A 23,614-nucleotide genomic window follows, 5' to 3' on the forward strand; every position below is an offset into this window, starting at 1 on the left:
GCGGCGGCTCCGGCGCGCAGGAGGGCGGGCGCGCGCGAGATGTCGAGGACGCGCGCGACGACGGCCGCCGGTGCTCCGGTGAGGTCGAGCAGCGTCCCGAGCCGGTTCGCCTCCCGTACGACCTCGGTCCCGAAGACGCTCAGCCCCTCCTCGCCCGCCCAGCGGGCCCCCGCGAGGGTCAGCGAGCGGACGCCGAGTTCGGCGAGGGTGCGCAGGCCCGCGAGCGAGTCGTCGATGCCGCGCGCGTCGGCGGGGCCGGGGACGACGGCGATCCGGCCGCGGCCGTGCGCGTCGGCGACGTCGTAGGAGGTACGGGCGAGGCGCAGGGCCCCGGGGTGCGCGGCGACGACGGCGCGGGCGAAGTCGAGCTGTTCGAGGGTGCGGGTGAGGTTCGCGCCCTCGTCCCCGGGCACCTTGAGCGACCAGAACTGCGCGCCGACCCCGCCGGTCCGCAGCCGGGGTATGTCGGCGCCGAGCGCGCTGTCGCCGAGTTCCATCTCGCACCAGGGCAGATGGCGCAGCGTCCAGGCGAGTCCGCTGTAGCCGTCGGCGACGGGGTGGGCGGCGAGCAGGGCCGCGAGGTCCTCGGGCGCGGGTCGCGGCGCGGTGGCGTCCCCGCCGAGCGGGTCGGTGCCTTCGGGGAAGGGGTCGTCGGGGAGGGCGTCGTCCCGCAGGTGCGCCATGGAAGGGCTCCGGTGCTCGCTCGGGTACGGGGGCGGTGGTACGGGGATGGTGCACCCACCGTGCCACGGGGCCCGCCGCCCTTCACGCCGGAGCGGCCGATCGGGTGACGGTACGGGGCGGGGGCGGTGTCCGCCGTGCGGCAGCCGTACGGGGCGGAGGCCGCCGGCCGCCCCCGCCCCGTACCCGGTCTCAGTGCCCGTCGCCGGGCGTCACGAGGTGACGAGCGTCAGCCCGTACCGGCCGAGGATCTCGTTGACCGGCTGGAACCACGTCTCGCCGCCGCTCGTGCAGTTGCCGAAGCCGCCGGACGTCACGCCCTGCGCCTGGTCGCCGCTGATGAACGCGCCGCCGGAGTCGCCGGGTTCGGCGCAGACGTTGGTGTGGGTGGCCTCGTAGACCGGTCCGTTCGCGTAGTTGATGGTCTCGTTGAGGCCGAGGACGGTGCCGCAGTGCCAGTGCGACGTGGAGCCCGAGCGGCAGATCGAGCTGCCGACCGGGGCGACGTTGGAGCCGCGCACGAGCTGGTCGGAGACGGTGCCCCAGCCGAGCACGACGGGGGTCGTCCACCAGCCGCTGCCGACGTTGACCCAGGCCATGTCGTCGCCGGGGAAGGTCGAGCCCTGGATGTTGCCGATGTAGCTGTTGTCCCAGCCGTAGACGGCCTGTCCCGGCTGCCCGCAGTGCCCGGCGGTGACGAAGCCGCCGACGACCGAGAAGCCTATGGAACAGCGGACGTTGCCGGTGTAGAAGGGGTCGCCGCCGACGGTTCCCGCGGCGAGCGGGCGCGGCTTCTCGGGGGCGCCCTCGACGGCGTGGACGGCGACGGGTCCGGCGTCCTCGGCCTTGGCGAGGAAGGCGCGGACGTCCTTGTCGGAGCGGTCCTTGGCCAGGACGTCCACGACGACACGGTTGGTGCGCGGGTCGACGCGCCAGCCGGTGACCGAGGTGGGCGCCTTGATGCCGTCGATCTCCCGCTTCACCGCCGCGAGTTGGGACTCGCTGTGCCGCGCGTCGGTGCGGACCTCGGCGCCGGTGGAACGGACGGCGTCGGCGGTACGGGTGCCGGTGAGCGCGACGGTGAGCGTGCCCTTCTTCGCGTCGAACCAGGAGCCCGCGAAGGCGGAGCCGGCGGCCTTGCGGGCGGCGCGGTCGGTCTTCGCGGCCTGCTTCTCGGCGGCGAGGCGGTCCTCGGCCTGCCGCGCGGTGAGGTGGAAGTCCTTCTGGAGAGCGGTCAACAGTCCTGCGGAAGCGGGCTGTTGGGGCTTGGTGTCGGCCTGGGCGGTGCCGGTGGCCCCGGCGGCGACGCCGAGACCCCCCAGGAGGGCGAGGGTGGACAGGGCGATGCGCATGACGGGTCTGCGATGCATGGGGGTGACGGCCTCTCGTTGTTCCAGGAGTGGGGGTGGAACAACGACGCCCCGACGCTGTGGGGGCGCCGCGACAACGAGATTAGGCACGCACAACAGGCCAGGCATAGACCAATGTTCGCCACTGTTGGTTCGTGTCCGGTTCCGACACAAGTTTCAACAAGAAGCTGGATGGCGGGGGTTGGAGACGGCGCATCTCCAACCCCCATACGGATAACGCTACTTCGCGCCGTCCAGCTCTTCGATCGTCGCGTTGGACGGGCCGCGTCCGCGCTGGATCTCCTTGGCGGCGATCTCGGCCTCGCGCAGCACCCGGACCGCGTTGGACCAGGTGAGCTTGGCGAGGTCGGCCTCGGACCAGCCGCGGGTGAGGAGTTCGGCGACGAGGTTCGGGTAGCCGGCGACGTCGTCGAGGTCCTTCGGCGTGAAGGCGGTGCCGTCGAAGTCGCCGCCGACGCCGAGGTGGTCGATCCCGGCGACCTCGCGCATGTGGTCGAGGTGGTCGGCGACGGTCGAAGCGGTCGCGAAGGGCCGGGGGTTGGCCTCCTCGAAGGCGCGGTGCGCCGCCATCGCGGCGGGCGTCGTGTCGAGGTGGTGGAAGCCCCGGGCGCGCAGGTTCTCGTCGGCGCGCAGGGTCCACTCCCCCGCCTCGGGGAGGATGAACTTCGGCACGAACGTGGCCATCGCGATGCCGCCGTTGGCGGGCAGCCGCTCCAGGACGTCGTCCGGGATGTTGCGCACGTGGTCGCAGACGGCGAGCGCGGAGGAGTGCGAGAAGATCACCGGGGCCTCGCTCGCGTCGAGCGCGGCACGCATCGTCGCGGGGGCGACGTGCGAGAGGTCGACGAGCATCCCGAGCCGGTTCATCTCGCGCACGACCTCGACGCCGAAGCGCGTGAGCCCGTCGTGCGCGGGCTCGTCGGTGGCGGAGTCGGCCCAGTCGGTGTTGCTGTTGTGCGTGAGCGTCATGTACCGGACGCCGAGCGCGTACAACGCCCGCAGCGTACCGAGCGAGTTGGCGATCGAGTGGCCGCCCTCGGCGCCCTTGAGCGAGGCGATCCGGCCGGAGGCGCGAGCGGCCTCCATGTCGTCGGCGGTACGGGCCTCGGCGAGCCGCTCGGGGTAGCGGTCGAGGAGCTGGTCCACGCAGTCGATCTGTTCGAGCGTCGCGGCGACGGCCTCGTCCCCGGCCAGTTCGGCCGGCACGTACACCGACCAGAACTGCCCGCCGACACCGCCCGCGCTCAGCCGCGCGAGGTCCGTGTGGAGGCTGCCGCGCTGGTCCTCGGCGATGTCGAGCCGCCCGAGGTCGTACCGCACCTGCTCGCGCAGGGCCCACGGCAGGTCGTTGTGCCCGTCGACGACCGGCGCGTTGGCGAGCAGCGCGCGGGCTTCTTCGAGCCGGGCGGGGGACGGCTGGGGGGTGGCCAAGGCGGGACCTCTTTCCGGAAAAGGGGACGGGGGCGGCCCCGCGCGGAACGCGGCGTCACCCCCGTGACGTACGAGGAAGAACGTACGCCGGGCCTCAGCTCCCGAACCCGAAGCCCCCGCTCGCGTTCTGCGCGGCCTTCGTCCGCAGCCGCTTGCCCTTCTCCGTGGCCTGCGCGTTCAGGTCCTGCTGGAAGTCGCGCATCCGGGCGAGCAGCCGCGGGTCGTGCGCCGCGAGGACGCGCGCCGCGAGCAGGCCCGCGTTGCGCGCGCCGCCGACCGAGACGGTCGCGACGGGCACCCCGGCGGGCATCTGCACGATGGAGAGCAGCGAGTCCATGCCGTCGAGGTACTTGAGCGGCACGGGCACGCCGATGACGGGCAGCGGGGTGACGGAGGCGAGCATCCCGGGCAGGTGCGCGGCGCCGCCCGCCCCGGCGATGATCGCCTTGAGGCCCCGGTCGGCCGCGTCCTCGCCGTACGCGATCATCTCGCGCGGCATGCGGTGCGCCGAGACGACGTCGACCTCGTAGGGGATCGCGAACTCGTCGAGCGCCTTCGCCGCGGCCTCCATGACGGGCCAGTCGGAGTCGGACCCCATGACGATGCCGACGAGGGGCTGGGCGGTGGTGCTCATTCGGTGATCGTCCCTCGCAGGTAGCCGGCCGCGTGCCGGGCGCGTTCCAGGACCTCGGGCAGGTCCTTGCCGTAGGTGTTCACGTGGCCGACCTTGCGGCCGGGCTTCACGCCCTTCGCGTACATGTGGATCTTCAGCCCGGGGTCGCGGGCCATGCAGTGCAGGTACGCGCTGTACATGTCGGGGAAGTCGCCGCCGAGCACGTTGACCATGACGGTCCACGGCTGGCGCGGGCGCGGGTCGCCGAGCGGGAGGTCGAGCACGGCCCGCAGGTGGTTGGCGAACTGCGAGGTCGCGGCGCCGTCCTGCGTCCAGTGCCCGGAGTTGTGCGGGCGCATCGCCAGCTCGTTGACGAGGACGCGGCCGTCGCGCGTCTCGAACAGCTCGACCGCGAGGTGCCCGATGACGCCCAGCTCGTTGGCGATCCGCAGCGCCATCTCCTGCGCGACCCCGGACAGCTCCTCGTCCAGGCCGGGCGCGGGGGCGATCACGGTGTCGCACACGCCGTCGACCTGCTGCGACTCGACGACGGGGTAGGCGACGGCCTGCCCGTGCGGGGAGCGCACGACGTTCGCGGCCAGCTCCCGTACGTAGTCGACCTTCTCCTCGGCGAGGACGCGGACCCCGGCGCGGAAGGGCTCGGCGGCCTCCGCCTCGGAGCCGACGACCCACACGCCCTTGCCGTCGTAGCCGCCGCGCGTCGTCTTGAGGACGACGGGGTAGCCGTCCCCCTCCTCGGCGAACCGCGTCACGTCCGCCGGGTCGGCGACGAGGCGGTGCCGGGGGCAGGGGACGCCGAGTTCGCTGAGACGGGCACGCATGAGGCCCTTGTCCTGCGCGTACACGAGCGCGGCGGGGCCCGGACGGACCGGGATGCCCTCGGCCTCCAGGGCGCGCAGGTGCTCGGTGGGGACGTGCTCGTGATCGAAGGTGATCACGTCGCAGCCGCGCGCGAAGTCGCGGAGCACGTCGAGATCGTGGTAATCCCCGACGACGACCTCGTGCGCCACGAGGGCGGCCGAGTCCTGCGGGGTATCGCTGAGCAGCTTGAACGTGATGCCGAGCGGGATGCCCGCCTCGTGCGTCATACGCGCGAGCTGACCACCGCCGACCATGCCGACTACGGGGAATGTCACCTCGCCAGCCTATCCGTTCCCGCTGCTCCTCCCGGTGGCCGGGCACCCGGCGGCCGCAGCGCCTAGCATGGCCGGGACCGTCCTTACCCGTCTCCAGGGGACAAACGCCTTATGACGAACGCCAGTGCCCCGCCCTCGCGGCTGAGACGCATCGTCGCGGAGCTGGCGAAATTCGGAGCGGTCGGCGGGGCGGGCGTGCTCGTGAACATGGCCGCCTACAACCTCGTACGGCACTTCACCTCGCTCGCCTACGTGCGCGCGAGCGTCATCGCGACCATCATCTCGATCGTCTTCAACTACATCGGGTTCCGCTACTTCACCTACCGCGACCGGGACAAGTCGGGGCGCAAGCGGGAGCTGGGGCTCTTCGCGTTCTTCAGCGCGATCGGCCTCGTCATCGAGAACGGGGTGCTCTACGCGGGCACGTACGGCCTCGGCTTCGACACCCCGCTCCAGACGAACGTCGTGAAGTTCTGCGGCATCGGCGTCGCGACGCTCTTCCGTTTCTGGTCCTACCGGAGCTGGGTCTTCCGCGCGCTGCCGCCGAAGGACCAGGAGGCGGTGCGCGAGGTGACGGCGGCCGTCCGCGAGGCGGAGGCGGTGTTCACGCACCCGGGCGGCCACCACGGCCCGTACGGAGCGCCGCACCGCGCCCCGCAGCCGTCCCCGGTCGTCGCGCACCACACGCCCGCCGCCGAGCGCCAGGGCCAGGGCAGGCACCGCAAGCCGCGCCGGGTGCACGTGGACTAGGTCTCAGCGCACCGTCGGTGTCTCCTCGCCGTCCTCGCCCGTGCTCGGCTTGCGGGGACGGGTGCGCGAGAGGAAGAGCGCGAAGACGGGCGGTTTGCCCTGGAGGAGTTCGAGACGGCCGCCGTCCGCCTCGGCGAGGTCGCGGGCGACGGCGAGGCCGATGCCCGTCGAGTTCCGGCCCGAGATCGTGCGCTCGAAGATGCGCGCGCCGAGGTCGGGAGGCACCCCGGGGCCCTCGTCGGTGACCTCGATGACGGCCTGGTTGCCGACCGCGCGGGTACGCAGCGCGACCGTGCCGCCGCCGTGCATGAGCGCGTTCTCGACGAGCGCGGCGAGCACCTGCGCGACCGCGCCCGGGGTGCCGACGGCGCGCAGGTGGCGGGGTCCCGAGCGGACGATGGCGCGGCCCGCGCCCCGGTAGGCGGGCAGCCACTCCTCGACCTGCTGCTTGACGACCTCGTCCAGCTCGAAGGGCACGGCGGAGCCGTTGCGCGGGTCGCGGGAGTTCGTGAGCAGCCGTTCGACGACGGCAGTGAGGCGTTCGACCTGGTTGATCGCGATGTTCGCCTCCTCCTGCACGGTGTCGATGTCCTCCGTGAGGGTGATCTCCTCCAGGCGCATCGACAGCGCGGTGAGCGGCGTACGGAGCTGGTGCGAGGCGTCGGCGGCAAGGCGGCGCTCGGCGGTGAGCATCCGCGCGATGCGCTCGGCCGAGCCGTCGAGCACCTCCGCGATCCGGTCCAGCTCGGGCACCCCGTACCGCTTGTGGCGCGGGCGCGGATCGCCCGAGCCGAGGCGCTCGGCGGTCTCGGCGAGGTCGGTGAGCGGCGCCGCGAGGCGGTTGCCCTGCCGGATGGCGAGGAGCGCGGCGGCGATGATCGCGAGGAGCGCGACAAGGCCGATGATCATGAGCGTGCGGCCGACCTCGCGCGTCACTTCCGAGCGCGGCTCCTCGACGGTCACCGACTCGCCCGCCTCGCCGCGCTCGGTCGCCTTGATGACGTCCCCGCCGGGCCTGCTGCCGATCTCGATGGGCGGCCGGTTGCGCAGCCGTACGACCGCGTAACGCCCCTCCTCGACCTGGTCGCGCAGGATCTCGGAGGTGATCTGCTCCTCGGCGATCAGCCTGCTGTCCACGATCGACACGAGCCGCACCGCCTCGGAGTCCACCCGCTCCTGCGCGCTGTTGGTGATCGTCCGGGTCTCGACGATGACGAGCGAGAGGCCGAAGACGGCGATGACGACGAGGACGACGGCGAGGGTGGACGTGATGAGACGGCGACGCATGCTGCCATCCTGGCAGGTTGGCGGATCGGGGGTGCCCTGTCAGCGCAGGGCGTGCTCCTTCCCGGGACCCCGCCCCCGACCCCGCTCCTCCAGTGCCGGAGGGACTGGATCTTCCACCCGCCGAAGAAGGGCTTTCACCCGCAATCGCTCGCCGCCTTCTTGCCGTTCGCCCTGGCGCTGAGCCATGCCGCCAGGTCCTGGAAGGACTCGTTCAGCAGCCCGTCGTGGTCCGCGTTCGCGTACGTCTTGTACTGGACCGCGTCCTTCAGCCCGCAGAGCTGCCCCTTCAGCTTCTCCGTGAGCTTCGGGGCGACCGTCGTGTCCTTGCCGCCCTGGAGCAGGAGGACCGGGCCCGAGGATTTCGCGTGGGCGGGCTGGGCCTGGGCGAAGAAGGACCGCAGCGCCTTGCTCCTGCCCCAGTCCGCGTTGACGAGCGCGGGCGGCTGCGGGTCGAGCCCTTCGAGGTGCTCGCTCAGCGGCGCGAAACACAGCCGCTCGGCCGCCGGGATCTGCCGGACGAGCCGGGGCGGCAGCAGGTCGGAGTACGCGACGGACGGCGTCCACCGCTGGGCCCCGACGCCGATGTACGTGAGGTACGCGGCCATGCCGCCCCAGCCCCGCGGGTACGGCGGCCTGCGCTTCGCGAGCGCGCCCACGGCGTCGCCGAGGTTGCTCGCGGGCGCCAGCGAGACGGTGCCGAGGTAGGTGAGGTCGCTCGCCCGCTTCGCCGCGATCTCGCCCGCGCCGAGCGCGGCGGCGCCGCCCTGCGAGTGCCCGACGGAGAACCACCGCGTGCCGAGCGCGGGATCGAGGTGCCGGGCCGCGCGCACGCTGTCGACGACGGAATTGCTCTCGGGCCCGAGCTGGAGGTAGCCGTGGACGCGGCCGGGGAAGCCGAGGTCGGGGTAGTCGGTGCCGACGACGGCGTAGCCGCCGCGCAGGAGGTTCGTGATCAGCTTCTCGTACTGGTCGTCCGGGGAGGAGTAGAGGTTGGCCTCGCGCGAGGGCGCGCAGTCGGGCCCGACCCCGGCGGTGCCGTGCGCCCAGGCCACGACGGGCCAGCCGTCCTTGGGCGGGGTGCCCTTCGGGGTGAGCGTGAAGCCGGTGACGGCGATGGGCTCGTTGCCCTTGCCGTCCGAGCGGTACATGATCCGCTTCGCGCTCGCCGCCGCGTCGGCGAGCCCCGCCGAGACCCGCATGGGCTCACTCGCGAAGACCTCGCCGGCCGGCTTGCCCTTGATCGTCCCGGCGCTCGGATACGTGTAGAACGAGGCGACCCCCGCCGAGGGGGACCCACTGGGACTGCCGGACGGAGAGGGCGAGCCGGTCCCCGCACTGGACCTCGCGGTCACCGCCCCGCACGAGGCGACCAGCCCCCCGGCCACACAGAGCCCGACCGCCCGCACGATCCCCTTGCTGACACCCACAGCAAACCCCTTCGCCGACTAGCACTCACGCTAGGTCGCGAGGAGTAACAGAGCGACACGAGGCGGCCCGAAAGAGGGACACACCGGCCAGACCCAGCCCGTCCGGCGCTCGAGGACACCCCACCCACGCACGCCCGCCAAACCCAGCCCGTCCGGCGCTTGAGGACAAATCAAGCCCGTCCGGCGTTTGAGGACAGAGGCCGAAGGCCGATCCCCCGCCCCCCGAAGGGCCTCAGCTCTTCTCGAACCGAAACCCCACCCCCCGCACCGTCGCGATGTACCGCGGATTCGCCGCGTCGTCCCCGAGCTTCTTCCGCAGCCACGAGATGTGCATGTCCAGCGTCTTCGTCGAGGACCACCACGTCGTGTCCCAGACCTCCCGCATGAGCTGGTCCCGCGTGACGACGCGCCCGGCGTCGCGGACGAGGACGCGGAGGAGGTCGAACTCCTTCGCGGTGAGCTGGAGTTCCTCGTCCCCCATCCACGCCCGGTGCGATTCGACGTCGATGCGGACGCCGTGCGTGGCGGGGGCCTCCTTGGCCTCACCGGCGCCACGCCGCAGGAGGGCCCGGACGCGGGCGAGGAGTTCGGCGAGGCGGAAGGGCTTGGTGACGTAGTCGTCGGCGCCGGCGTCGAGCCCCACGACGGTGTCGACCTCGTCGGCGCGCGCGGTGAGGATCAGGATCGGCACGGGGAGCCCTTCGGCGCGGAGCCTGCGGGCCACCTCCAGGCCGTCCATGCCCGGCAGGCCGAGGTCGAGCACGACGAGGTCGATGGCACCCTGCATGCCGGCCTCCAGGGCGGCGGGCCCGTCCTCGCGCACCTCCACCTCGTAGCCCTCGCGCCGCAGGGCACGGGCCAGCGGCTCTGAGATGGACGCGTCATCCTCGGCGAGCAGTACACGGGTCATGCCCTGATGGTAGACCGCGCGCGGACCCCCGGGCGGGCCCTCACCGAAGGCCGGGCGCCGTCCGGCCCGCCGCCGGGGACGCGGCTTGTGCGCGCGCTGTCGCACCGCTGTGGGAGCCACGTACGGCGGCACGCCCCGCGCCCGCGCCACTACTCTCCCCCACCCCCCGAAACGAAGCTCCTGACGCCCCCTCACCTGTGATCTGGCTCTCGCGTTCCCTTCTCCACCTGTGATCGATGCCTCATTCGGTCCGGGGACCCCTATGGGTGCTTTAGGCTGAGTAAACGTCTGACGCACGGATCACGGACCTTCGCAGGTGCCTGGCGCACCCGAAGGTCCTCGTCGTATCGGTCTCCCGCACCCCACGCGGGCCCGTCGCGACTCGTCAATGACCTGTGGCCGGGCTCCGGGTGCGAGGAAGCGCCCGGGGCGTGGTTCCTGGTGCGCCCCCCACTCCCTCGTCGCGCTCCCCCCTACGGGCGCGGCGACCGCGTCGGACGTGGGAGGAAGGGTGCGTACCGGTGCCGGCCTCCCCCACGCAAGGAACGACCCATGGCGCCCAGCCTGACGAAGGACGCCGCCGGCCCTGTCACCGCCGGTAGCGAAAAGACCTTCTTCGGCCACCCCCGCGGACTGGCCACCCTCTTCATGACCGAGATGTGGGAGCGTTTCAGCTTCTACGGCATGAGGGCCCTGCTGCCCCTCTATCTCGTCTCCTCCGCCGGCCTGCACATGAACGCGGGCACGGCCACGGCGGTCTACTCCGTCTACCTCGCGACGGTCTACCTGCTCGCGATGCCGGGCGGCTGGATCGCCGACCGCTGGTGGGGCCCGCGCCGCACGACCGCGATCGCGGCGGCCGTCATCATGTGCGGCCACCTCCTGCTCGCGCTGCCGGGCGAGGGCGTCTTCTTCGGCGGGCTCGCGCTCGTCGCGATCGGCTCGGGGCTGCTCAAGTCGACGATCTCGACGATGGTCGGGCACCTCTACAAGGGCCCCGAGGACCCGCGCCGCGACGGTGGCTTCACCGTCTTCTACATGGGCATCAACCTCGGCAGCTTCGCCGCGCCGCTCATCATCGGCACGGTCGGCGAGAACGTGTCGTGGCACCTGGGCTTCGGCCTCGCGGCGGTCGGCATGGCGCTCGGGCTCGGGCAGTTCCTGCTCGGTTCGCGGCACCTGAGCCCCGAGAGCAGCGTCGTGCCGAAGCCGCAGGCGCGCGAGGAGAAGCTCGCGACGATCCGCAAGGGTCTGCTGTGGGCGCTCGTCGCCGCGGTCGTCTACGGAGTGCTCGTCGCGACCGGGGTGTACACGCTGAACTGGGCGCTGGTCCCGATCAACGTCGCGGGGCTCGTGATCCCGGTGGTGGTGCTCGCGCGGATCAAGCGGGACAAGGAACTCGACCGCGCGGAGCGGTCGAAGATGTCCGCGTACATCTGGTTCTTCGTCGCCGCCGCGCTCTTCTGGATGATCTACGACCAGGGCGGCTCGACGCTCTCGCTCTTCGGCGACGAGCGGACGACGAACAGCCTCTTCGGCTTCGACTTCCCGACCTCGTGGTACCAGTCGGTGAACCCGGTGTTCATCATGGCGCTGGCACCGGTGACGGCCTGGATCTGGCTCGCGCTGAACCGTCGCGGCAAGGAGCCGAGCACGGCGACGAAGTTCGCCTCGGGGCTCTTCCTCATCGGCGTCTCCTTCTTCGTCTTCCTGATCCCGCTCCTGGACACCTCGGCGAACGAGCGCGTGAGCCCGATGTGGCTCGTCGCGATCTACTTCGTGCAGACGGTCGGCGAGCTGTGCCTGTCCCCGGTGGGGCTCTCGGTGACGACGAAGATGTCCCCGGCCAAGTACAGCTCGCAGATGATGGGCGTCTGGTTCCTCGCCGTCACGGCGGGCGACAGCGTGACGAGCCTGCTGTCCCTCGCGGGCGTCAACCTCGACCGCTCCGGCGTCGTGGCAGCCCAGGCGGCCCTGGCGGCCCTCGCGGGCGTGGCGATCTTCATGTACCGGCGCACGGTGCGCACGAAGATGGGCGAGGTCCACTGACGGACGCGAAAACGCCGGAGGGGCTGGATCTCATGCGAACCGCGTGAAATCCAGCCCCTCCGGCGTTTGAGGAGCGGGGTCCGGGGCGGAGCCCCGAAACGGGCCCCGGGGCCGGAGCCCCCCAAGCGGGGTCTGGGGCGGAGCCCCAGAAGATCGGGCTCGGGGCGAAGCCCCAGGAGCCCTCCCGCCTAGGCAGGCGCCGCCACCTCCGCCCAGACCCGCTTCCCGGCAACCCCCTCCGCCCGGGCCACCCCCCAGTCCACGGAAAGCCTCTGCACGATGAACATCCCGTGCCCCCCCGGCCGCCCCGCCTGATGCGGACGCCTCGGCTCCGGCTCCCCCGCTCCCAGGTCGGCGACCTCGATCCGCAGCGTCTTGCCATCCGTACCGAGGACGAGTTCCTCCGGACCCTCCGCATGGAGACACGCGTTGGTGACCAGCTCGGAGACGACGAGGAGGACGTCCTCGGCCGCCGCCTTGCGGTCCGCGCCGTCCGCGGGCAGCCAGCCCCAGGCGTGCAGCGCCTGCCGCGCGAAGTCACGCGCCATCGGCACGACGCCGCTCTCGCCCACGAGGGTGAGGCTGCGGGTCTGCCGGCCGCCGGGAGCGGACACGCCGCCGGAAGCGGGCACGCCACCGGAGCCGCCCACGCGGGCGCCGGGCCCGCCCTGACCGGGACGGTCGTCCGGCAGTTGCGGCCGGGTGGTGCTCATCAGTGCTTCACCTCACCGAATCGCCGGATTCGCCAGTTCTCAGTGCACACTTTCGACACTTCAAGTCTCTCGGGGACCCGGTGGGGAGGGTCCTGACTGCTGCGGGGGTCACGGGGATCTCCTGCCCGAGAGCGAGCGGCGGACACCTGCGGATCACTCCCCGCCCTCGTATCGTGACCCGCCGCCCGCCGCGCGCTCAGCCGGTGAGCGCCTCGGCGAGGGTGGGGTGCACCTGGAAGACGGCGTCGGCGCCGGTGATCTCGAAGACCCGCGAGACGACCGGCTGCATGGCCGCGAGGTGGATGCCGCCGCCCGCCGCCTCGGCCCGCAGCCGGGCGCCGAGCAGCACGTTGAGGCCGGTGGAATCGCAGAACTCCAGCTCGGAGCAGTCCAGCACGATCCGGTCGCGGCCCGCGTCGAGCTTGCTGTCGAGTGGTTCACGCAACAATTCGGCGGTGTGGTGATCCAGTTCACCGGCGAGCGCGACGACGACCCAGGGGCCCTCTTCGCGTACCTCGACGCGGAGCCGTCCCCTGTTCGCGCTGCCGACCGTCCCGCGGTCCATGCCGTCTGTCTCCTGAGCCTCGTCGTCCACCAGGCCGCGCGGCGGCGTGCGGAAACACGTCGCGCCTCACGGCCTGTGTGCTGACCCGGCGTCCACCCGCACTGACCCTCCGCGACGAAGGCGCGGGCGAGTTCTGGGCAGAGGTACGCCGATGTTCTCGAACACTACGCCCTCGACGGCCCTCCCGGTAGCCGAACATCCGCCCTAAAGGGGACATTTGACGCGCATCGGACTTGCGGTCACTGTGCGCGAGCGGGTAGGGCTAGAAGGACGCATTCGATACAAGCCGGCTTTGGAGGCGCCGCACACCGCAGTGCACGTATTGGCATCGGCAGCCATATGCCGAGAACGATGGAGGACATCATGTCATCCCAGCTCGACGCATCGCGGGCGAATCCGGCGACGTCGACCATCCCCGCTCCTCGTCCTTCGGACGCGGCGAAGCGGGACCTTGCCCTGGACCCCTCGGCCTTCCGGTCCCCCGCCGACGTACCCGAACTGGCGGATCTCCCGGAGATCCCGCCTTTCGACGAGGTGGGGCCGCTGGACGCACGGGCCCTTTCCAAGAACCTTTTCGAACGACTCGAAGACCTCGACGAGGGCACTCATGCCCACTCCTACGTACGCAACACTCTCGTCGAGCTGAATCTCGCCCTGGTCAAGTTCGCCGCCTCGCGGTTCCGCTCCCGCAGCGAGCCGATGGAGGACATCATCCAGGTCGGCACGATCGGCCTGATCAAGGCGATCGACCGCTTCGAGCTCTCGCGCGGAGTGGAGTTCCCCACTTTCGCGATGCCGACGATCATCGGCGAGATCAAGCGTTTCTTCCGTGACACCTCGTGGTCGGTGCGGGTCCCGCGCCGGCTCCAGGAACTGCGTCTCGACCTGGCGAAGGCCGGGGACGAGCTGGCGCAGCGCCTGGACCGCGCCCCGACCCCCTCGGAGCTGGCCGACAAGCTCGGCATCGAGCGCGAGGAGGTCATCGAGGGGATGGCGGCGTCGAACGCGTACACCGCCTCCTCGCTGGACGCGCAGCCCGAGGAGGACGACAGCGAGAGCGCGCTGGCCGACCGGCTCGGTTACGAGGACCACGGCCTGGAGGGGATCGAGTACATCGAGTCCCTGAAGCCGATGATCGCGCGTCTGCCGCAGCGGGACCGGAAGATCCTCTCGCTCCGCTTCGTCGCGAACATGACGCAGTCGGAGATCGGCGAGGAACTGGGCATCTCCCAGATGCACGTCTCGCGCCTCCTCTCGCGTACCCTCGCGAAGCTCCGCAAGGGGCTGACGCTGGAGGAATGAGCCCACGCTCTTTCCGGCTTTGATCTGAACACGTGCGCTGCGGCAGTGCGCGAGAGGCCCGTCCCGCCCCCGGGACGGGCCTCTCCGTGTTTCCCCTGCCCGCACGTGCCAAAGACATGCGCGCCAGGCAAATCCCTCACGGTAAGGCCACGTTCGGCACCGTATGCGCACAGAAAACGCTGAGCGACGCTTCCTTGCCGCACGCCCCCCCATGCCCGCGACAAGCAAGAGGGCGATCAATCAGCCATACTCGCCAACCTCACACCGGCCGCGTCCACTGGACCATCAGCCGACCCAGAATGCCGGCGTTCACACAACTTCCGCATACACACGATCAGTTGCACCTCATGGAGGCAACGGGTAGTTCCCATGAGGGTCGACGGAACAGCGCACGAACGAGCCAAAGAGCCCGCAAGTGACATGGGACACAAACGTCCTTGCTGTGGCTCCCACCTATCGTTGACCCGCACCACCGGACCCCAAGCAGGCAGCCAACTTGGTTTGGGGTCAGTCAAGTTGACAAACCTGGGGAGCCTCATGAAGAAGTCCGGAAGATTCCAGTCGGCGATCGCGGCAGCCCTCGCCATAGTGGCGTTCACCGCTCCGCAAGCCACGGCGGCCGACAGCGCACCCGCCACCCCGCGCATCGCCAAGTCGGCGGACGCCACGACCCGCGCGATCGTCGCGGACGATCCTCAGGCCGCAGCCGCGGCGGCGAACGTGTGCGGTTCGAGTTACGACATCATCTCGGGCATTCCCCTTCCCAAGGGAGTCGACGCTTCCCTACGTAAGGGGACGCTTTTCACCTACATCAACCCCAACACCGGCACAGGATGCCTGATTTTCGACAACAACACCGGCCCGTCGCAGTACATGTACCTCAAGGTCTGCAAGATGGACGGAACCGCCTGTAAGACGGACTCCGGCACCTTCAGCGAGTACGCGGGCCCGCTCTACGTCACACCCTCCGCCTGCGCACAGGTGACGGCGAAGATGGGGAAGACGTCCTCCAGCCTCTACATCAACTACACGAGTGAGTACGCGTTCCCCTGTGGCTGAGAAACTCCGGCCCGCCCTCGCCGTGCTGTGTGTCGCAGTCCTGGCAGGATGCGGTAGCCACGAAGACCGGCCCGGTGAGGCGCACGTTGACCGAAGCGTGTCCATCACGGCGCCGGAGCCATCGGAAACGTCGTCGGGGCGGCATACCGCCGGCGACGCAAACGTCGGGGCGGCAGCAACACCGTCCACTCCGTCGCCCGAGCAGCCCGGCGCAGCGCAGGACTCCTCCCGGCACTCACCGGACGCCATGACGGAAGAAGAGCGAGCCGGACGCGAGGCAGACGAGGAACGGCAACGCAACGCCGCACCGGGCGATCCCGTAGTGCGGGACACACGAGTCCCGCGAGCTGACGAGTACGGCAACGGGACACCGGTGGCCACCGCGCTCGACGGCGAAGTCCTGGCCTACGCACCACGGAGGGATGACGGACGCCTCGTCGTACCCGTCACCATCACGGACAAGAGCGACGCTCGCACCAGCTACGAGGTGCGCGTGACCGTGCGAGAGAAGGGGGCGACCGACAGCGCGACCGTCACAACGACCGCACGCAACGTGTGGCCCGGCACCACGTGGCCGACCGAAGTCGTCATCCCTCACTCTTACGCGGCTCCTGCGCAGAAGCTCGAAGTGATGCTCAGCGCGACGAGAACAGCAGCTGCGCACTGAGCGTTCTCAGCGTGTCCATCGACCGCGCGACGGCGACGTGAACACAAAGCCAGAGCCCACTCGGGACTGCGCACGCCTTGATTGGCCGAGTGGGTCGCCATGCTCGACGTCGCGCGCGAGGGCGACCACAGTCGCAAGCTTCCGCCGCACCAACAGACCAGCCCTGTTCGACGAGAAGACGGGAGAAACGCATGGCCGACGAACTGGTACTTCGAGCCCAAAGATTCATCAACACGACCTACAACAACGGTGCGACACTTGGGATATCCAAGCTGGATGAGAACGGGCAGACCGGCTGGCCCGTCATGTACGCGCTGACCCGCGCCTTGCAGTACGAGATGGGCATCACCGCGTTGTCGGACTCGTTCGGACCGACGACGCTGGCCACCATCGGCGAGAAGTACGGCAAGCTCGACGACACGACCATTCCGTCGGCCAATTTCTGCCGGATCATCCAGTCCGCCCTTTACTGCAAGGGGTATGACGGCGGCGACATCGACGGAAAGTACAACGCCCGGGTCAAGGCCGCCGTCGCGAAGCTCCACGCGAACATGGGTGTGGCCACCACCTACCCCGGCAGTTCTCTGTGGCCGAAGACGACCAAGGGCCTGTTCAACATGGACGCCTACGTCACGGTCAACAGCGGCTCCGAAACAATCCGTTCCATCCAGCAGTGGCTCAACGGCCGGTACCTCCTGCGCAAGGACTTCTACGTCATTCCCTGCGACGGTCACCATTCCCGTGACGTGGCCAAATCCATGTTGTTCGCCATCCAGTACGAGCTGGGCATGGCTGATGGGACCGCGAACGGCGTCTTCGGACCCGGCACTCAGTCCGGTCTGAAGTCCCACACCGTTGCGACGGGAACCACCGGGGTCTGGGCGCAGTTGTTCACCGCCGCGATGATCCTCAACAAACGCGGTGTGCCGTTCGGAGACTTCACAGCCGGCGTGCAGTCCGGCGTGGAGACCTTCCAGTCCTTCAGCAAACTCGCCGTCACAGGCAAGGGTGACTTCCCGACGTGGGCCTCCCTCCTGGTTTCCTACGGTGACCAGGCCCGCAAGGGCGCCGCCTGCGACGGCGTCACCATGATCACACCAGCGCGTGCGGACGCGTTGAGGGCGGCCGGCTACGCGCACGTCGGCCGCTACCTGTACAACCCGTCGACCACGAGCCTGCCCGAGAAGCAGATTCAGCCCGGCGAACTCGCCACCATCAAAGCTGCCGGCCTGAGCTGTTACCCCATCTACCAGACGTGGAGCCGGTCGGCGGACTACTTCGGCCCCGACCAGGGGACCGCCGACGCGTTCAACGCGATCGACTGGGCTCAGTACCACGGGTTCAAGCCAGGAACGATCATCTACTTCGCCGTCGACTACGACGCGATGGACGGTGAAGTGACCGACTACGTCCTTCCGCACTTCCGTGCCATCATGCGGACCATCGGCGAGAGCTCCAGTTACGGCGTCGGCGTGTACGGCGCGCGCAATGTCTGCCAGCGCGTCGCCGACGCCGGGTACGCCGCCGTGAGCATGGTCTCCGACATGTCCAGCGGCTTCTCCGGAAATCTAGGCTACCCACTGCCCACGAACTGGTCCTTCGACCAGATCTCCACCGTCACCGTCGGCTCCGGCACCGGTTCGCTGGAGATCGACAACAACATCGCGTCCGGCCGCGACACCGGCCAGACGGACTTCAACGCCGGCGGCGTCGCCGAAGGTCTCGATGTGGACCTGGACCAGGCGGCCTATCGGGACCTGATGCTGAAAGACGTCCAGAACTACCTGGAGTCGATCGGTGTTCCCGAGACCGGCGGTGACGGCTGGACCGACAGCGACTGGGCCACGCTCGGCGGCATCTCCACGACAGAAGCGTTCGACCTGGTGCTCAGTGCGGACTGGTTGTTCACGGCCCTCGCACGTCAGCTCAAGCTCCGCAAGGCCCTGATTCAGACGCCGGTGATGTGGGAGTTGCGCAAGTTGAACCCCTTGGATTTCGTTGCCGACGAGGCAGTACAGGCGGGTCTGAAGGACGACGCGAGCACAGGATGGGGACAGATTTTCGCCTGGGTGACCATTGAGGCCCGCAACTACTGCATGCAGCAGGGCATCATCAATGGCACACCGCTGACCAAGGACGACCTGAAATCCGTCTGGACGAATCTCCACGACGACCCGACCTACAACATCCGCTCGGTCGCCTACCTGACCATCTACAACGCCTACCAGTTGGGCCAGCTCCGCCCCGACCTGACGACCGACGTTTTCCATGTCCGAGACCTGCTCGCCCGGTACAACGGCACCGGTGACGACGCCCAGGTGTACGGAGATCAGTTGATGGGGCTGTATTACGTGCTGGAGAACTACAACAAGCTGTCGCGCTCGTCGTGATGGCCTGCCGGAAACGAGGCTAGAAGTATGGGCAAGAGCTGGCCCGCGCCCCTCGCCGTCAACGTGCTGCTCGGCATTCCCGGCATCGTGCCGATCTGGCTGGTCTACTACATCGCCGCCAACGGGCCGCTCTCCGCACTCCACCTGGCGGGAAGCAATCCGACGGAGAACGACGGCGTCCTGCCCTGGGTGGTGGTCGCGGGACCGGTCCTCCTCCTGTTCGTCCTGATCTGGTGGCTGGCTAATCGCCCGCTGCGACGACGGACGACCATGACGGCCGGCTCGTACCGGCTGGTGAGCATCGTGGCCACTGCTCTGCCCACGCTCTTCCTCATCACCATCAGCCTGGGAGGGAACTGAACATGAGCAAGGAAAAGCAGAGCGGCACACAGGGTGTGGCGAGACGCACCGTCCTGACGCACGTCGGCGTCGTGACGGCGGCCTTCGCCCTTGGCCCGCTCGTGCCGGGCGTGGCCGCGGCCGCGCCCTCGACATCGTCGGAGGCTGGGAAGACGGCGCGGGACAAGGCTCCGGCGTCCGCCAACGGCTGGCCCGTGGAGAAGGAGGCCAATCACGTCTCCACGGTCTGGACCCGCCCGGTCCCGGGCACCGGCTTGAGTATCGACATCCGCATCGGTGACGTGGAAGCCATCCTGCTTCACGTCATTCGCCGCTATCACTACGAGGTGGAGCGGCTTCACCACGCCGACCTGGCCGGCTGGCAGAGGATCGAGGACCTGGACAGCGACGCGCCGGAGTCGAACCGCGCCTCCGGCACGGCGGTACGGATTCGTCCGGGCGCGGCGGCCGGGGGCAGCCTCTTCCCGCTCCAGGAAGTGGTGCTGCGCGACATCCTCGCCGACTGCGAGGGAGTGGTCCGCTGGGGCGGCGACGATTCTCCCGTCGACGAGTCCCTCTTCTACGTGGACCGCGGCCCGGCCGACCCCCACGTCCGCAAGCTCGCCGACACGTTGCGCGAGGGCGAGGCACGGCCCGGCCAGGGAGCCGGGAAATCCGTGAACGTCATGGCCGAGGCGCGGCGGACACGGGCGAATGACCTCGCCAGGAAACAGCGCGGGCGCTGACCCCCTTCCCCCGACAGGCTGAACCGAGCAGGGGTCCGTCCCACACCCGGGACGGACCCTTTCGTCTGCGCGCAGAGGCCCTGCCGTTGCCCCGAGGCTGCGGAGGAACACGAAGAGCTCGCCCTCCCCGCGATCGCCTCAGCCCTCGCGCGCGCTCCCAAGGAACCGCGCGAACGCCGCACGCCCGAACTCGATCACGGGACCGCCGTCCGCACACTTGCTGTCCCGCACGGGCATGCTCCGCTCGCCGGTGGCCACCTCCACGCAGTTGCCGCCGTCAGCGCCGCTGTAGCTGCTCTTCACCCAGGTGTGCGCCATTCGCTTTCCCCTTGTTTGGACGACCGCTCACCGTCCCCGGTACCAGGACACGGAGGCTTCCGGTACGAATCGGCGGTGATATCAGCCCTCGCGGACACTCGCCAGGAAGCGCGCGAACGCCGGCCGACCGAACTCGATCACGGGACCGCCGTCCGCACGCTTGCTGTCCCGCACGGGCAGGCTCCGCTCGCCGACGGCCACCTCCACGCAGTTGCCGCCGTCAGCACCGCTGTAGCTGCTCTTCACCCAGGTGTGTGCGTTCGTCATTCGCATTCCCTTTGCTTGGCCAGTCGCTGGAACAGCTCGGCCGACTGCGACCCCGACATGGCACTCTCGCGCAGATGATCACACAACGACACGGCGGCTTTGATCGCGTCGGCCGAACTGTCCACCGTGCCACCGCCGTTCTGGGATTCAGCGTAAACGAACCGGGACCCGTCCGGATCTGTGACCACCGTGAACGGCAAGTGCGCGGGAGGAGCCCCGTCGTCTGCCCGCAGCACCTGAAGCGTGATCCCCGGCCGCTCACTCAGCTCGGCCAAGTGCCGAAGTTGCCGCGCCATCCCCGCGCCACCACCGACGCACGTGCGCACCACGCCTTCCCCGACGACGACCCACAGGCGCGGAGGATCGGCACGCGCGAGCACTTCCTGCCGCCGCACTCGGAGGTCCACGCGCGCCTGAATGTCTTCGACGCTCTCGTAAGCGAAACGGGCACGGTAAACGGCCGCCGCGTATTCCGGAGTCTGGAGCAGGCCCATGAGCAGCACAGGGCTGTAGTCGACTATCGCGACGGCTTTCGCCTCCAGCTCCGCATACGGCTTGAACCAGTCCGGATCGGTGGCCCCGAACAATTCCGTATGCCTGTCCGCGTACACACCGGGCGCACCTGCCACGACATCCATCTGCGCGGCGAACGCCGGAGTGGCCGGAACCGAGCCGGTCTCGACGCGCGACACAAGTGTTTGATGGCAGAACATGCGCTTGGCGAACTCCGCTTGGCTGAGCCCCAAATGCTCGCGCAGTGCCAGGGTGTAGACACCGAATTTCTTCGACGCCTTCGCACGGCGCTCAAAATCGCTCACGCGTTCAAACTCCCTTTTCAGGTGGGGAGTTGCAACAGCCAGGGCCCCTATTGAATACCAAACCGCCCTTTTCAGGCACTGTTCTCCGGGGCGCCTTCCGGGCGGCCTCCTACAGGTCCTGACCCTGCGGGGGAGGCGCGGCGGCCCAGCGTGCCAGGAACCCAGGTTCACCCGCGTGTGTGACAGCGGGCGGGCCGTTGATGCAAGCGGAGACGCAAGGGGCCGCCCGGTGGCGGAGGCTTGGAAAACGGGTGCTGGCCGTGTGAGGCCCTCAGGGCACGGGGCGCAGAGCGCGCGCGAGGGTCGCCGCGTGCTCCGCCATACCCAGTTTCCAGGGCGTCCCGTTCTCTTCGGCGATTTCTCCCCACAGTGATGCGGTGGCCGCGCCGAACGCGGCGAGCGCTTCCGGCCTGGCGTTCCGCCACGACGGGAAGCGGTCGGCGAAGGCGACCGCGGCCTCCACCGGGTGGCCGGCGTTCATGAGTCGCAGCGCCAGGGTGCCGGGGTCGATCCACGCGGCGCCCCGCGTCGGCCACGCCCAGTCGACGAGTCGGGCACGGTCGCCGACGATCAGGACGTTGTCCGGGGCGTAGTCGGTGTGCAGCAGCGCTTCCCCGTCGAAGTGCTGCAAGGTCCCCGGTGGCGCGTAGTCCGCCCACCGGTCCACCGCGTCCTTGATGTCGATGTCCGCCGGGGCGGCGACCTTCTGGAGGTCCACGAGCGCGGCTTCTACGAGTGGCAGGTCCTGCGAGCCGGGCGTGTAGTCGGCGTGGCGGCCGTCGACCAGTTCGTAGCCGAGGAGGCTCCAGCCGTCCAGCTCCAGGTGCCAGTACAGGCGTGGGCAGGATGCCGGCAGGTGGGGGGCGATTGCCGCCTCGCGGCGCTGCGCGCCGACCTGGGGGTGATCGGACGGGATGCCCTTGACGAAGACGCTGCCGCTGTCCGTTTCGACGATGGAGGCGATGCCGGAGTTCATGCCGCCCGGGGCGGTGGTCGCCCGGTGCACCGTGCCGGTCTTGTCGGCGACGGCCCGGCGGATGTCGGCGGGAAGCCGCTCGAAGGGGATACGGGTGATGGACACGCGCTGTTCCTCGGGACGCGGGGATGGGGAATGCCGCCCCGGCCAGGGTACGGCCGGGGCGGCATTCAGGGGGTGGAATGGGCGGCAGGGTGGTCCCGCGGCGCCGTGGGACGAGGTCGAGACGCGCATTCGGGTGTGGCGGGCGGCCGGGAGGCCCGGGATCGAGGCCGTCCGGCTCCGTGTCACCGCCGAGGCGCACGTCTACCGGATCGGTGGACGGCCCGGCCTGCGGTGGCGCCACCCCGTCAGCTGACCCGCACCCCCGACCGCCACACCTCCTCCACCAGCGGCACGCCAGGGCGGTACGCGAAGTGGACGTGGCTCGGGGCGTCCAGGATCTGGAGGTCCGCGCGGGCGCCCGGCGTCAGCGCGCCCACGTCCGTGCGGCGCAGTGCCCTCGCTCCGCCCGCTGTCGCGGACCACACCGCCTCGTCCGGGGTCATGCCCATGTCGCGGACCGCGAGGGCGAGGCAGAAGGGCATCGAGGAGGTGTAGGACGAGCCGGGGTTGCAGTCCGTCGACAACGCCACCGTCGCTCCCGCGTCCAGCAGGCGGCGGGCGTCGGGCCATTCGGCGCGCGTGGAGAACTCCGCGCCCGGGAGCAGGGTCGCGACCGTGTCCGAGGCGGCGAGCGCGGCCACGTCCTCGCCGGTCAGGTGCGTGCAGTGGTCGGCGCTCGCCGCGCCCAGTTCGACCGCGAGTTGGACGCCGGGGCCGTACGTGAGCTGGTTGGCGTGGACGCGCGGGGTCAGGCCGCGGGCCGCGCCCGCCGTGAGGATCGCGCGGGCCTGGTCGCCGTCGAAGGCGCCCTTCTCGCAGAAGACGTCGACCCAGCGGGCGTGCGGCGCGCAGGCGTCGAGCATCGGGCCCGTCACGAGGGCCACGTACGCCGCCGGGTCGTCCGCGTACTCGGGAGCCACGATGTGCGCGCCCAGGTACGTCACCTCGTCGGTGTGGCGCGCCGCGAGAGCCAGCGCGCGGGACTCGTCGTCGACGGTGAGGCCGTACCCCGACTTCGTCTCCTGCGTCGTCGTGCCCTGCCGCAGCCCCTCGGCGAGGTGCCGTACGAGGTTCGCCTCCAACTCCGCGTCGCTCGCCGCGCGCGTCGCGGCGACCGTCGTGCGGATGCCGCCCGCTTCATAACGCCGCCCGGACATGCGGGCGTTGAACTCGCGGGTGCGGTCGCCCGCGAAGACGAGGTGGGAGTGCGAGTCGACGAAGCCGGGGAGGACCGCGCGCCCGCCGACGTCGTGCCGTACGTCCGCGTCGGGGGCCGCGCTCGCGGGGCCGATCCAGGCGATCCGCTCGCCTTCGATGACGAGCGCGGCGTCCTCGATCAGGCCGAGCGGGCCGCCGTGCGCGGGGTCGTTGGTGACGAGGGAGCCGATGCCGGTGAGGAGGGTGCTGGTCATGCGCGCGCGTCCGTTCCTTCGGTGTGCAGGGCCGCGATGGTCTCCGCGAGGAGGGCGGCGGGGTCGGCGACGCGGGTGTGCCGTCCGTCCCGTACGACATGCTCGCCGCCGACGACCGTGTGCCGCACGTCCGCCGCGCTGCCCGCGAAGACGGCGGTCTCGGCGCCGAGTTCCGGGCCGTGCCCGGCGGTGCGGACGGTGTCGAGCGCGAGCGTCGTGAAGTCGGCGGGCGCGCCGGGGGCGAGGCGGCCCGCGCCGGGGC

At 70.3% G+C, this 23,614-nt stretch carries 23 protein-coding genes and 1 pseudogene; 8 read left to right on the forward strand and 16 right to left on the reverse strand.

The features are described from left to right. From G3I42_RS34690 to G3I42_RS34710, 5 genes are all read right to left on the reverse strand, one after another. On the reverse strand, window positions 1-683 hold a 683-nt coding region (locus G3I42_RS34690), incomplete at its 3' end, for a membrane dipeptidase (RefSeq protein WP_203607728.1). 210 nt (window positions 684-893) lie between these two features. Continuing rightward, a complete protein-coding gene (locus G3I42_RS34695; protein ID WP_164291628.1) occupies window positions 894-2,051 on the reverse strand; it encodes a S1 family peptidase in 1,158 nt (385 codons plus the stop codon). 219 nt (window positions 2,052-2,270) lie between these two features. After that, window positions 2,271-3,482 (reverse strand): dipeptidase, encoded by a 1,212-nt coding sequence (locus tag G3I42_RS34700; RefSeq protein WP_164291629.1) that lies wholly within the window; start codon window positions 3,480-3,482, stop codon window positions 2,271-2,273. A gap of 94 nt (window positions 3,483-3,576) precedes the next feature. Continuing rightward, window positions 3,577-4,116 (reverse strand): 5-(carboxyamino)imidazole ribonucleotide mutase, encoded by a 540-nt coding sequence (purE, locus tag G3I42_RS34705; protein ID WP_164291630.1) that lies wholly within the window; start codon window positions 4,114-4,116, stop codon window positions 3,577-3,579. Beyond that, a complete protein-coding gene (locus tag G3I42_RS34710; protein WP_164291631.1) occupies window positions 4,113-5,252 on the reverse strand; it encodes a 5-(carboxyamino)imidazole ribonucleotide synthase in 1,140 nt (379 codons plus the stop codon). The genes purE and G3I42_RS34710 overlap by 4 nt, the downstream gene beginning before the upstream one ends. Before the next feature lie 111 nt (window positions 5,253-5,363). On the opposite strand from G3I42_RS34710, the gene G3I42_RS34715 reads away from it, so the two are divergent. Beyond that, a complete protein-coding gene (locus G3I42_RS34715; RefSeq protein ID WP_164291632.1) occupies window positions 5,364-6,002 on the forward strand; it encodes a GtrA family protein in 639 nt (212 codons plus the stop codon). Between the two features lie 3 nt (window positions 6,003-6,005). Here the strand turns inward: G3I42_RS34715 and G3I42_RS34720 are convergent, their stop codons facing one another. From G3I42_RS34720 to G3I42_RS34730, 3 genes are all read right to left on the reverse strand, one after another. Next, window positions 6,006-7,289: an ATP-binding protein gene (locus G3I42_RS34720; RefSeq protein ID WP_164291633.1), complete on the reverse strand. Its 1,284-nt coding sequence runs from the start codon at window positions 7,287-7,289 to the stop codon at window positions 6,006-6,008. Window positions 7,290-7,423: 134 nt separating this feature from the next. Continuing rightward, complete coding sequence (locus tag G3I42_RS34725) at window positions 7,424-8,716, reverse strand: lipase family protein (protein ID WP_164291634.1); 1,293 nt, start codon at window positions 8,714-8,716, stop codon at window positions 7,424-7,426. A 232-nt stretch (window positions 8,717-8,948) separates the two neighbouring features. Then, window positions 8,949-9,626, reverse strand: coding sequence for a response regulator transcription factor (locus tag G3I42_RS34730; RefSeq protein ID WP_010262370.1), 678 nt, complete (start codon window positions 9,624-9,626; stop codon window positions 8,949-8,951). A 552-nt stretch (window positions 9,627-10,178) separates the two neighbouring features. On the opposite strand from G3I42_RS34730, the gene G3I42_RS34735 reads away from it, so the two are divergent. Further along, window positions 10,179-11,675, forward strand: coding sequence for an oligopeptide:H+ symporter (locus G3I42_RS34735; RefSeq protein ID WP_164291635.1), 1,497 nt, complete (start codon window positions 10,179-10,181; stop codon window positions 11,673-11,675). Window positions 11,676-11,863: 188 nt separating this feature from the next. On the opposite strand, the gene G3I42_RS34740 is transcribed toward G3I42_RS34735, so the two are convergent. Together G3I42_RS34740 and G3I42_RS34745 are read right to left on the reverse strand one after the other, a co-directional pair. After that, on the reverse strand, window positions 11,864-12,388 hold the full coding sequence (locus G3I42_RS34740; protein WP_164291636.1) for an ATP-binding protein: 525 nt from the start codon (window positions 12,386-12,388) through the stop codon (window positions 11,864-11,866). A gap of 196 nt (window positions 12,389-12,584) precedes the next feature. Beyond that, window positions 12,585-12,953: an STAS domain-containing protein gene (locus G3I42_RS34745; protein ID WP_164291637.1), complete on the reverse strand. Its 369-nt coding sequence runs from the start codon at window positions 12,951-12,953 to the stop codon at window positions 12,585-12,587. Between the two features lie 351 nt (window positions 12,954-13,304). Between G3I42_RS34745 and G3I42_RS34750 the strand changes: the two genes are divergently transcribed. The 6 genes from G3I42_RS34750 to G3I42_RS34775 all read left to right on the forward strand — a co-directional run bounded on the left by G3I42_RS34750 (window position 13,305) and on the right by G3I42_RS34775 (window position 19,456). Next, a complete protein-coding gene (locus G3I42_RS34750; protein ID WP_164291638.1) occupies window positions 13,305-14,255 on the forward strand; it encodes an RNA polymerase sigma factor SigF in 951 nt (316 codons plus the stop codon). 537 nt (window positions 14,256-14,792) lie between these two features. After that, window positions 14,793-15,314, forward strand: a complete 522-nt coding sequence (locus tag G3I42_RS34755) for a hypothetical protein (protein ID WP_164291639.1) — start codon at window positions 14,793-14,795, stop codon at window positions 15,312-15,314. Between the two features lie 322 nt (window positions 15,315-15,636). Further along, window positions 15,637-15,981, forward strand: a complete 345-nt coding sequence (locus tag G3I42_RS34760; RefSeq protein WP_164291640.1) for a hypothetical protein — start codon at window positions 15,637-15,639, stop codon at window positions 15,979-15,981. Between the two features lie 191 nt (window positions 15,982-16,172). After that, on the forward strand, window positions 16,173-18,371 hold the full coding sequence (locus tag G3I42_RS34765) for a glycoside hydrolase domain-containing protein (protein WP_164291641.1): 2,199 nt from the start codon (window positions 16,173-16,175) through the stop codon (window positions 18,369-18,371). 27 nt (window positions 18,372-18,398) lie between these two features. Then, window positions 18,399-18,731 (forward strand): hypothetical protein, encoded by a 333-nt coding sequence (locus G3I42_RS34770; RefSeq protein WP_164291642.1) that lies wholly within the window; start codon window positions 18,399-18,401, stop codon window positions 18,729-18,731. 2 nt (window positions 18,732-18,733) lie between these two features. After that, window positions 18,734-19,456 carry a hypothetical protein gene (locus tag G3I42_RS34775; RefSeq protein ID WP_164291643.1) on the forward strand — a complete coding sequence of 241 codons (723 nt, stop codon included), beginning with the start codon at window positions 18,734-18,736 and terminating at the stop codon, window positions 19,454-19,456. Window positions 19,457-19,594: 138 nt separating this feature from the next. Here G3I42_RS34775 and G3I42_RS34780 read toward each other — a convergent pair whose 3' ends face one another. The 6 genes and pseudogenes from G3I42_RS34780 to G3I42_RS34805 all read right to left on the reverse strand — a co-directional run. Further along, window positions 19,595-19,774: a DUF397 domain-containing protein gene (locus G3I42_RS34780; protein WP_164291644.1), complete on the reverse strand. Its 180-nt coding sequence runs from the start codon at window positions 19,772-19,774 to the stop codon at window positions 19,595-19,597. Between the two features lie 81 nt (window positions 19,775-19,855). Further along, window positions 19,856-20,047: a DUF397 domain-containing protein gene (locus G3I42_RS34785; protein ID WP_164291645.1), complete on the reverse strand. Its 192-nt coding sequence runs from the start codon at window positions 20,045-20,047 to the stop codon at window positions 19,856-19,858. Further along, complete coding sequence (locus G3I42_RS34790) at window positions 20,038-20,859, reverse strand: helix-turn-helix transcriptional regulator (protein ID WP_164291646.1); 822 nt, start codon at window positions 20,857-20,859, stop codon at window positions 20,038-20,040. The genes G3I42_RS34785 and G3I42_RS34790 overlap by 10 nt, the downstream gene beginning before the upstream one ends. A gap of 271 nt (window positions 20,860-21,130) precedes the next feature. Beyond that, window positions 21,131-21,940, reverse strand: coding sequence for an aminoglycoside phosphotransferase (locus G3I42_RS34795; protein ID WP_164291647.1), 810 nt, complete (start codon window positions 21,938-21,940; stop codon window positions 21,131-21,133). A 245-nt stretch (window positions 21,941-22,185) separates the two neighbouring features. Beyond that, the gene (gene hutI, locus G3I42_RS34800; RefSeq protein ID WP_164291648.1) at window positions 22,186-23,352 is read right to left on the reverse strand and encodes an imidazolonepropionase; all 1,167 of its coding nucleotides are present in this window, start codon (window positions 23,350-23,352) and stop codon (window positions 22,186-22,188) included. Continuing rightward, window positions 23,349-23,614: pseudogene (locus G3I42_RS34805) on the reverse strand (formimidoylglutamate deiminase); the annotation flags it as partial. The gene hutI and the pseudogene G3I42_RS34805, both read right to left, overlap by 4 nt.

The sequence above is a fragment of the Streptomyces sp. SID11385 genome (genome assembly GCF_010548245.1).
GTDB lineage: Bacteria > Actinomycetota > Actinomycetes > Streptomycetales > Streptomycetaceae > Streptomyces.

What these genes read in the sequence shown, in the direction of transcription:
- G3I42_RS34720 (WP_164291633.1), bottom strand. Translation starts at nt 7,289, where the DNA reads ATGCGTCGCCGTCTCATCACGTCCACCCTCGCCGTCGTCCTCGTCGTC.
- G3I42_RS34740 (WP_164291636.1), bottom strand. Translation starts at nt 12,388, where the DNA reads ATGAGCACCACCCGGCCGCAACTGCCGGACGACCGTCCCGGTCAGGGC.
- G3I42_RS34745 (WP_164291637.1), bottom strand. Translation starts at nt 12,953, where the DNA reads ATGGACCGCGGGACGGTCGGCAGCGCGAACAGGGGACGGCTCCGCGTC.
- hutI (WP_164291648.1), bottom strand. Translation starts at nt 23,352, where the DNA reads ATGACCAGCACCCTCCTCACCGGCATCGGCTCCCTCGTCACCAACGAC.
- G3I42_RS34750 (WP_164291638.1), top strand. Translation starts at nt 13,305, where the DNA reads ATGGAGGACATCATGTCATCCCAGCTCGACGCATCGCGGGCGAATCCG.
- G3I42_RS34730 (WP_010262370.1), bottom strand. Translation starts at nt 9,626, where the DNA reads ATGACCCGTGTACTGCTCGCCGAGGATGACGCGTCCATCTCAGAGCCG.
- G3I42_RS34765 (WP_164291641.1), top strand. Translation starts at nt 16,173, where the DNA reads ATGGCCGACGAACTGGTACTTCGAGCCCAAAGATTCATCAACACGACC.
- G3I42_RS34735 (WP_164291635.1), top strand. Translation starts at nt 10,179, where the DNA reads ATGGCGCCCAGCCTGACGAAGGACGCCGCCGGCCCTGTCACCGCCGGT.
- G3I42_RS34755 (WP_164291639.1), top strand. Translation starts at nt 14,793, where the DNA reads ATGAAGAAGTCCGGAAGATTCCAGTCGGCGATCGCGGCAGCCCTCGCC.
- G3I42_RS34775 (WP_164291643.1), top strand. Translation starts at nt 18,734, where the DNA reads ATGAGCAAGGAAAAGCAGAGCGGCACACAGGGTGTGGCGAGACGCACC.
- G3I42_RS34715 (WP_164291632.1), top strand. Translation starts at nt 5,364, where the DNA reads ATGACGAACGCCAGTGCCCCGCCCTCGCGGCTGAGACGCATCGTCGCG.
- G3I42_RS34770 (WP_164291642.1), top strand. Translation starts at nt 18,399, where the DNA reads ATGGGCAAGAGCTGGCCCGCGCCCCTCGCCGTCAACGTGCTGCTCGGC.
- G3I42_RS34785 (WP_164291645.1), bottom strand. Translation starts at nt 20,047, where the DNA reads ATGCGAATGACGAACGCACACACCTGGGTGAAGAGCAGCTACAGCGGT.
- G3I42_RS34780 (WP_164291644.1), bottom strand. Translation starts at nt 19,774, where the DNA reads ATGGCGCACACCTGGGTGAAGAGCAGCTACAGCGGCGCTGACGGCGGC.
- G3I42_RS34695 (WP_164291628.1), bottom strand. Translation starts at nt 2,051, where the DNA reads ATGCATCGCAGACCCGTCATGCGCATCGCCCTGTCCACCCTCGCCCTC.
- purE (WP_164291630.1), bottom strand. Translation starts at nt 4,116, where the DNA reads ATGAGCACCACCGCCCAGCCCCTCGTCGGCATCGTCATGGGGTCCGAC.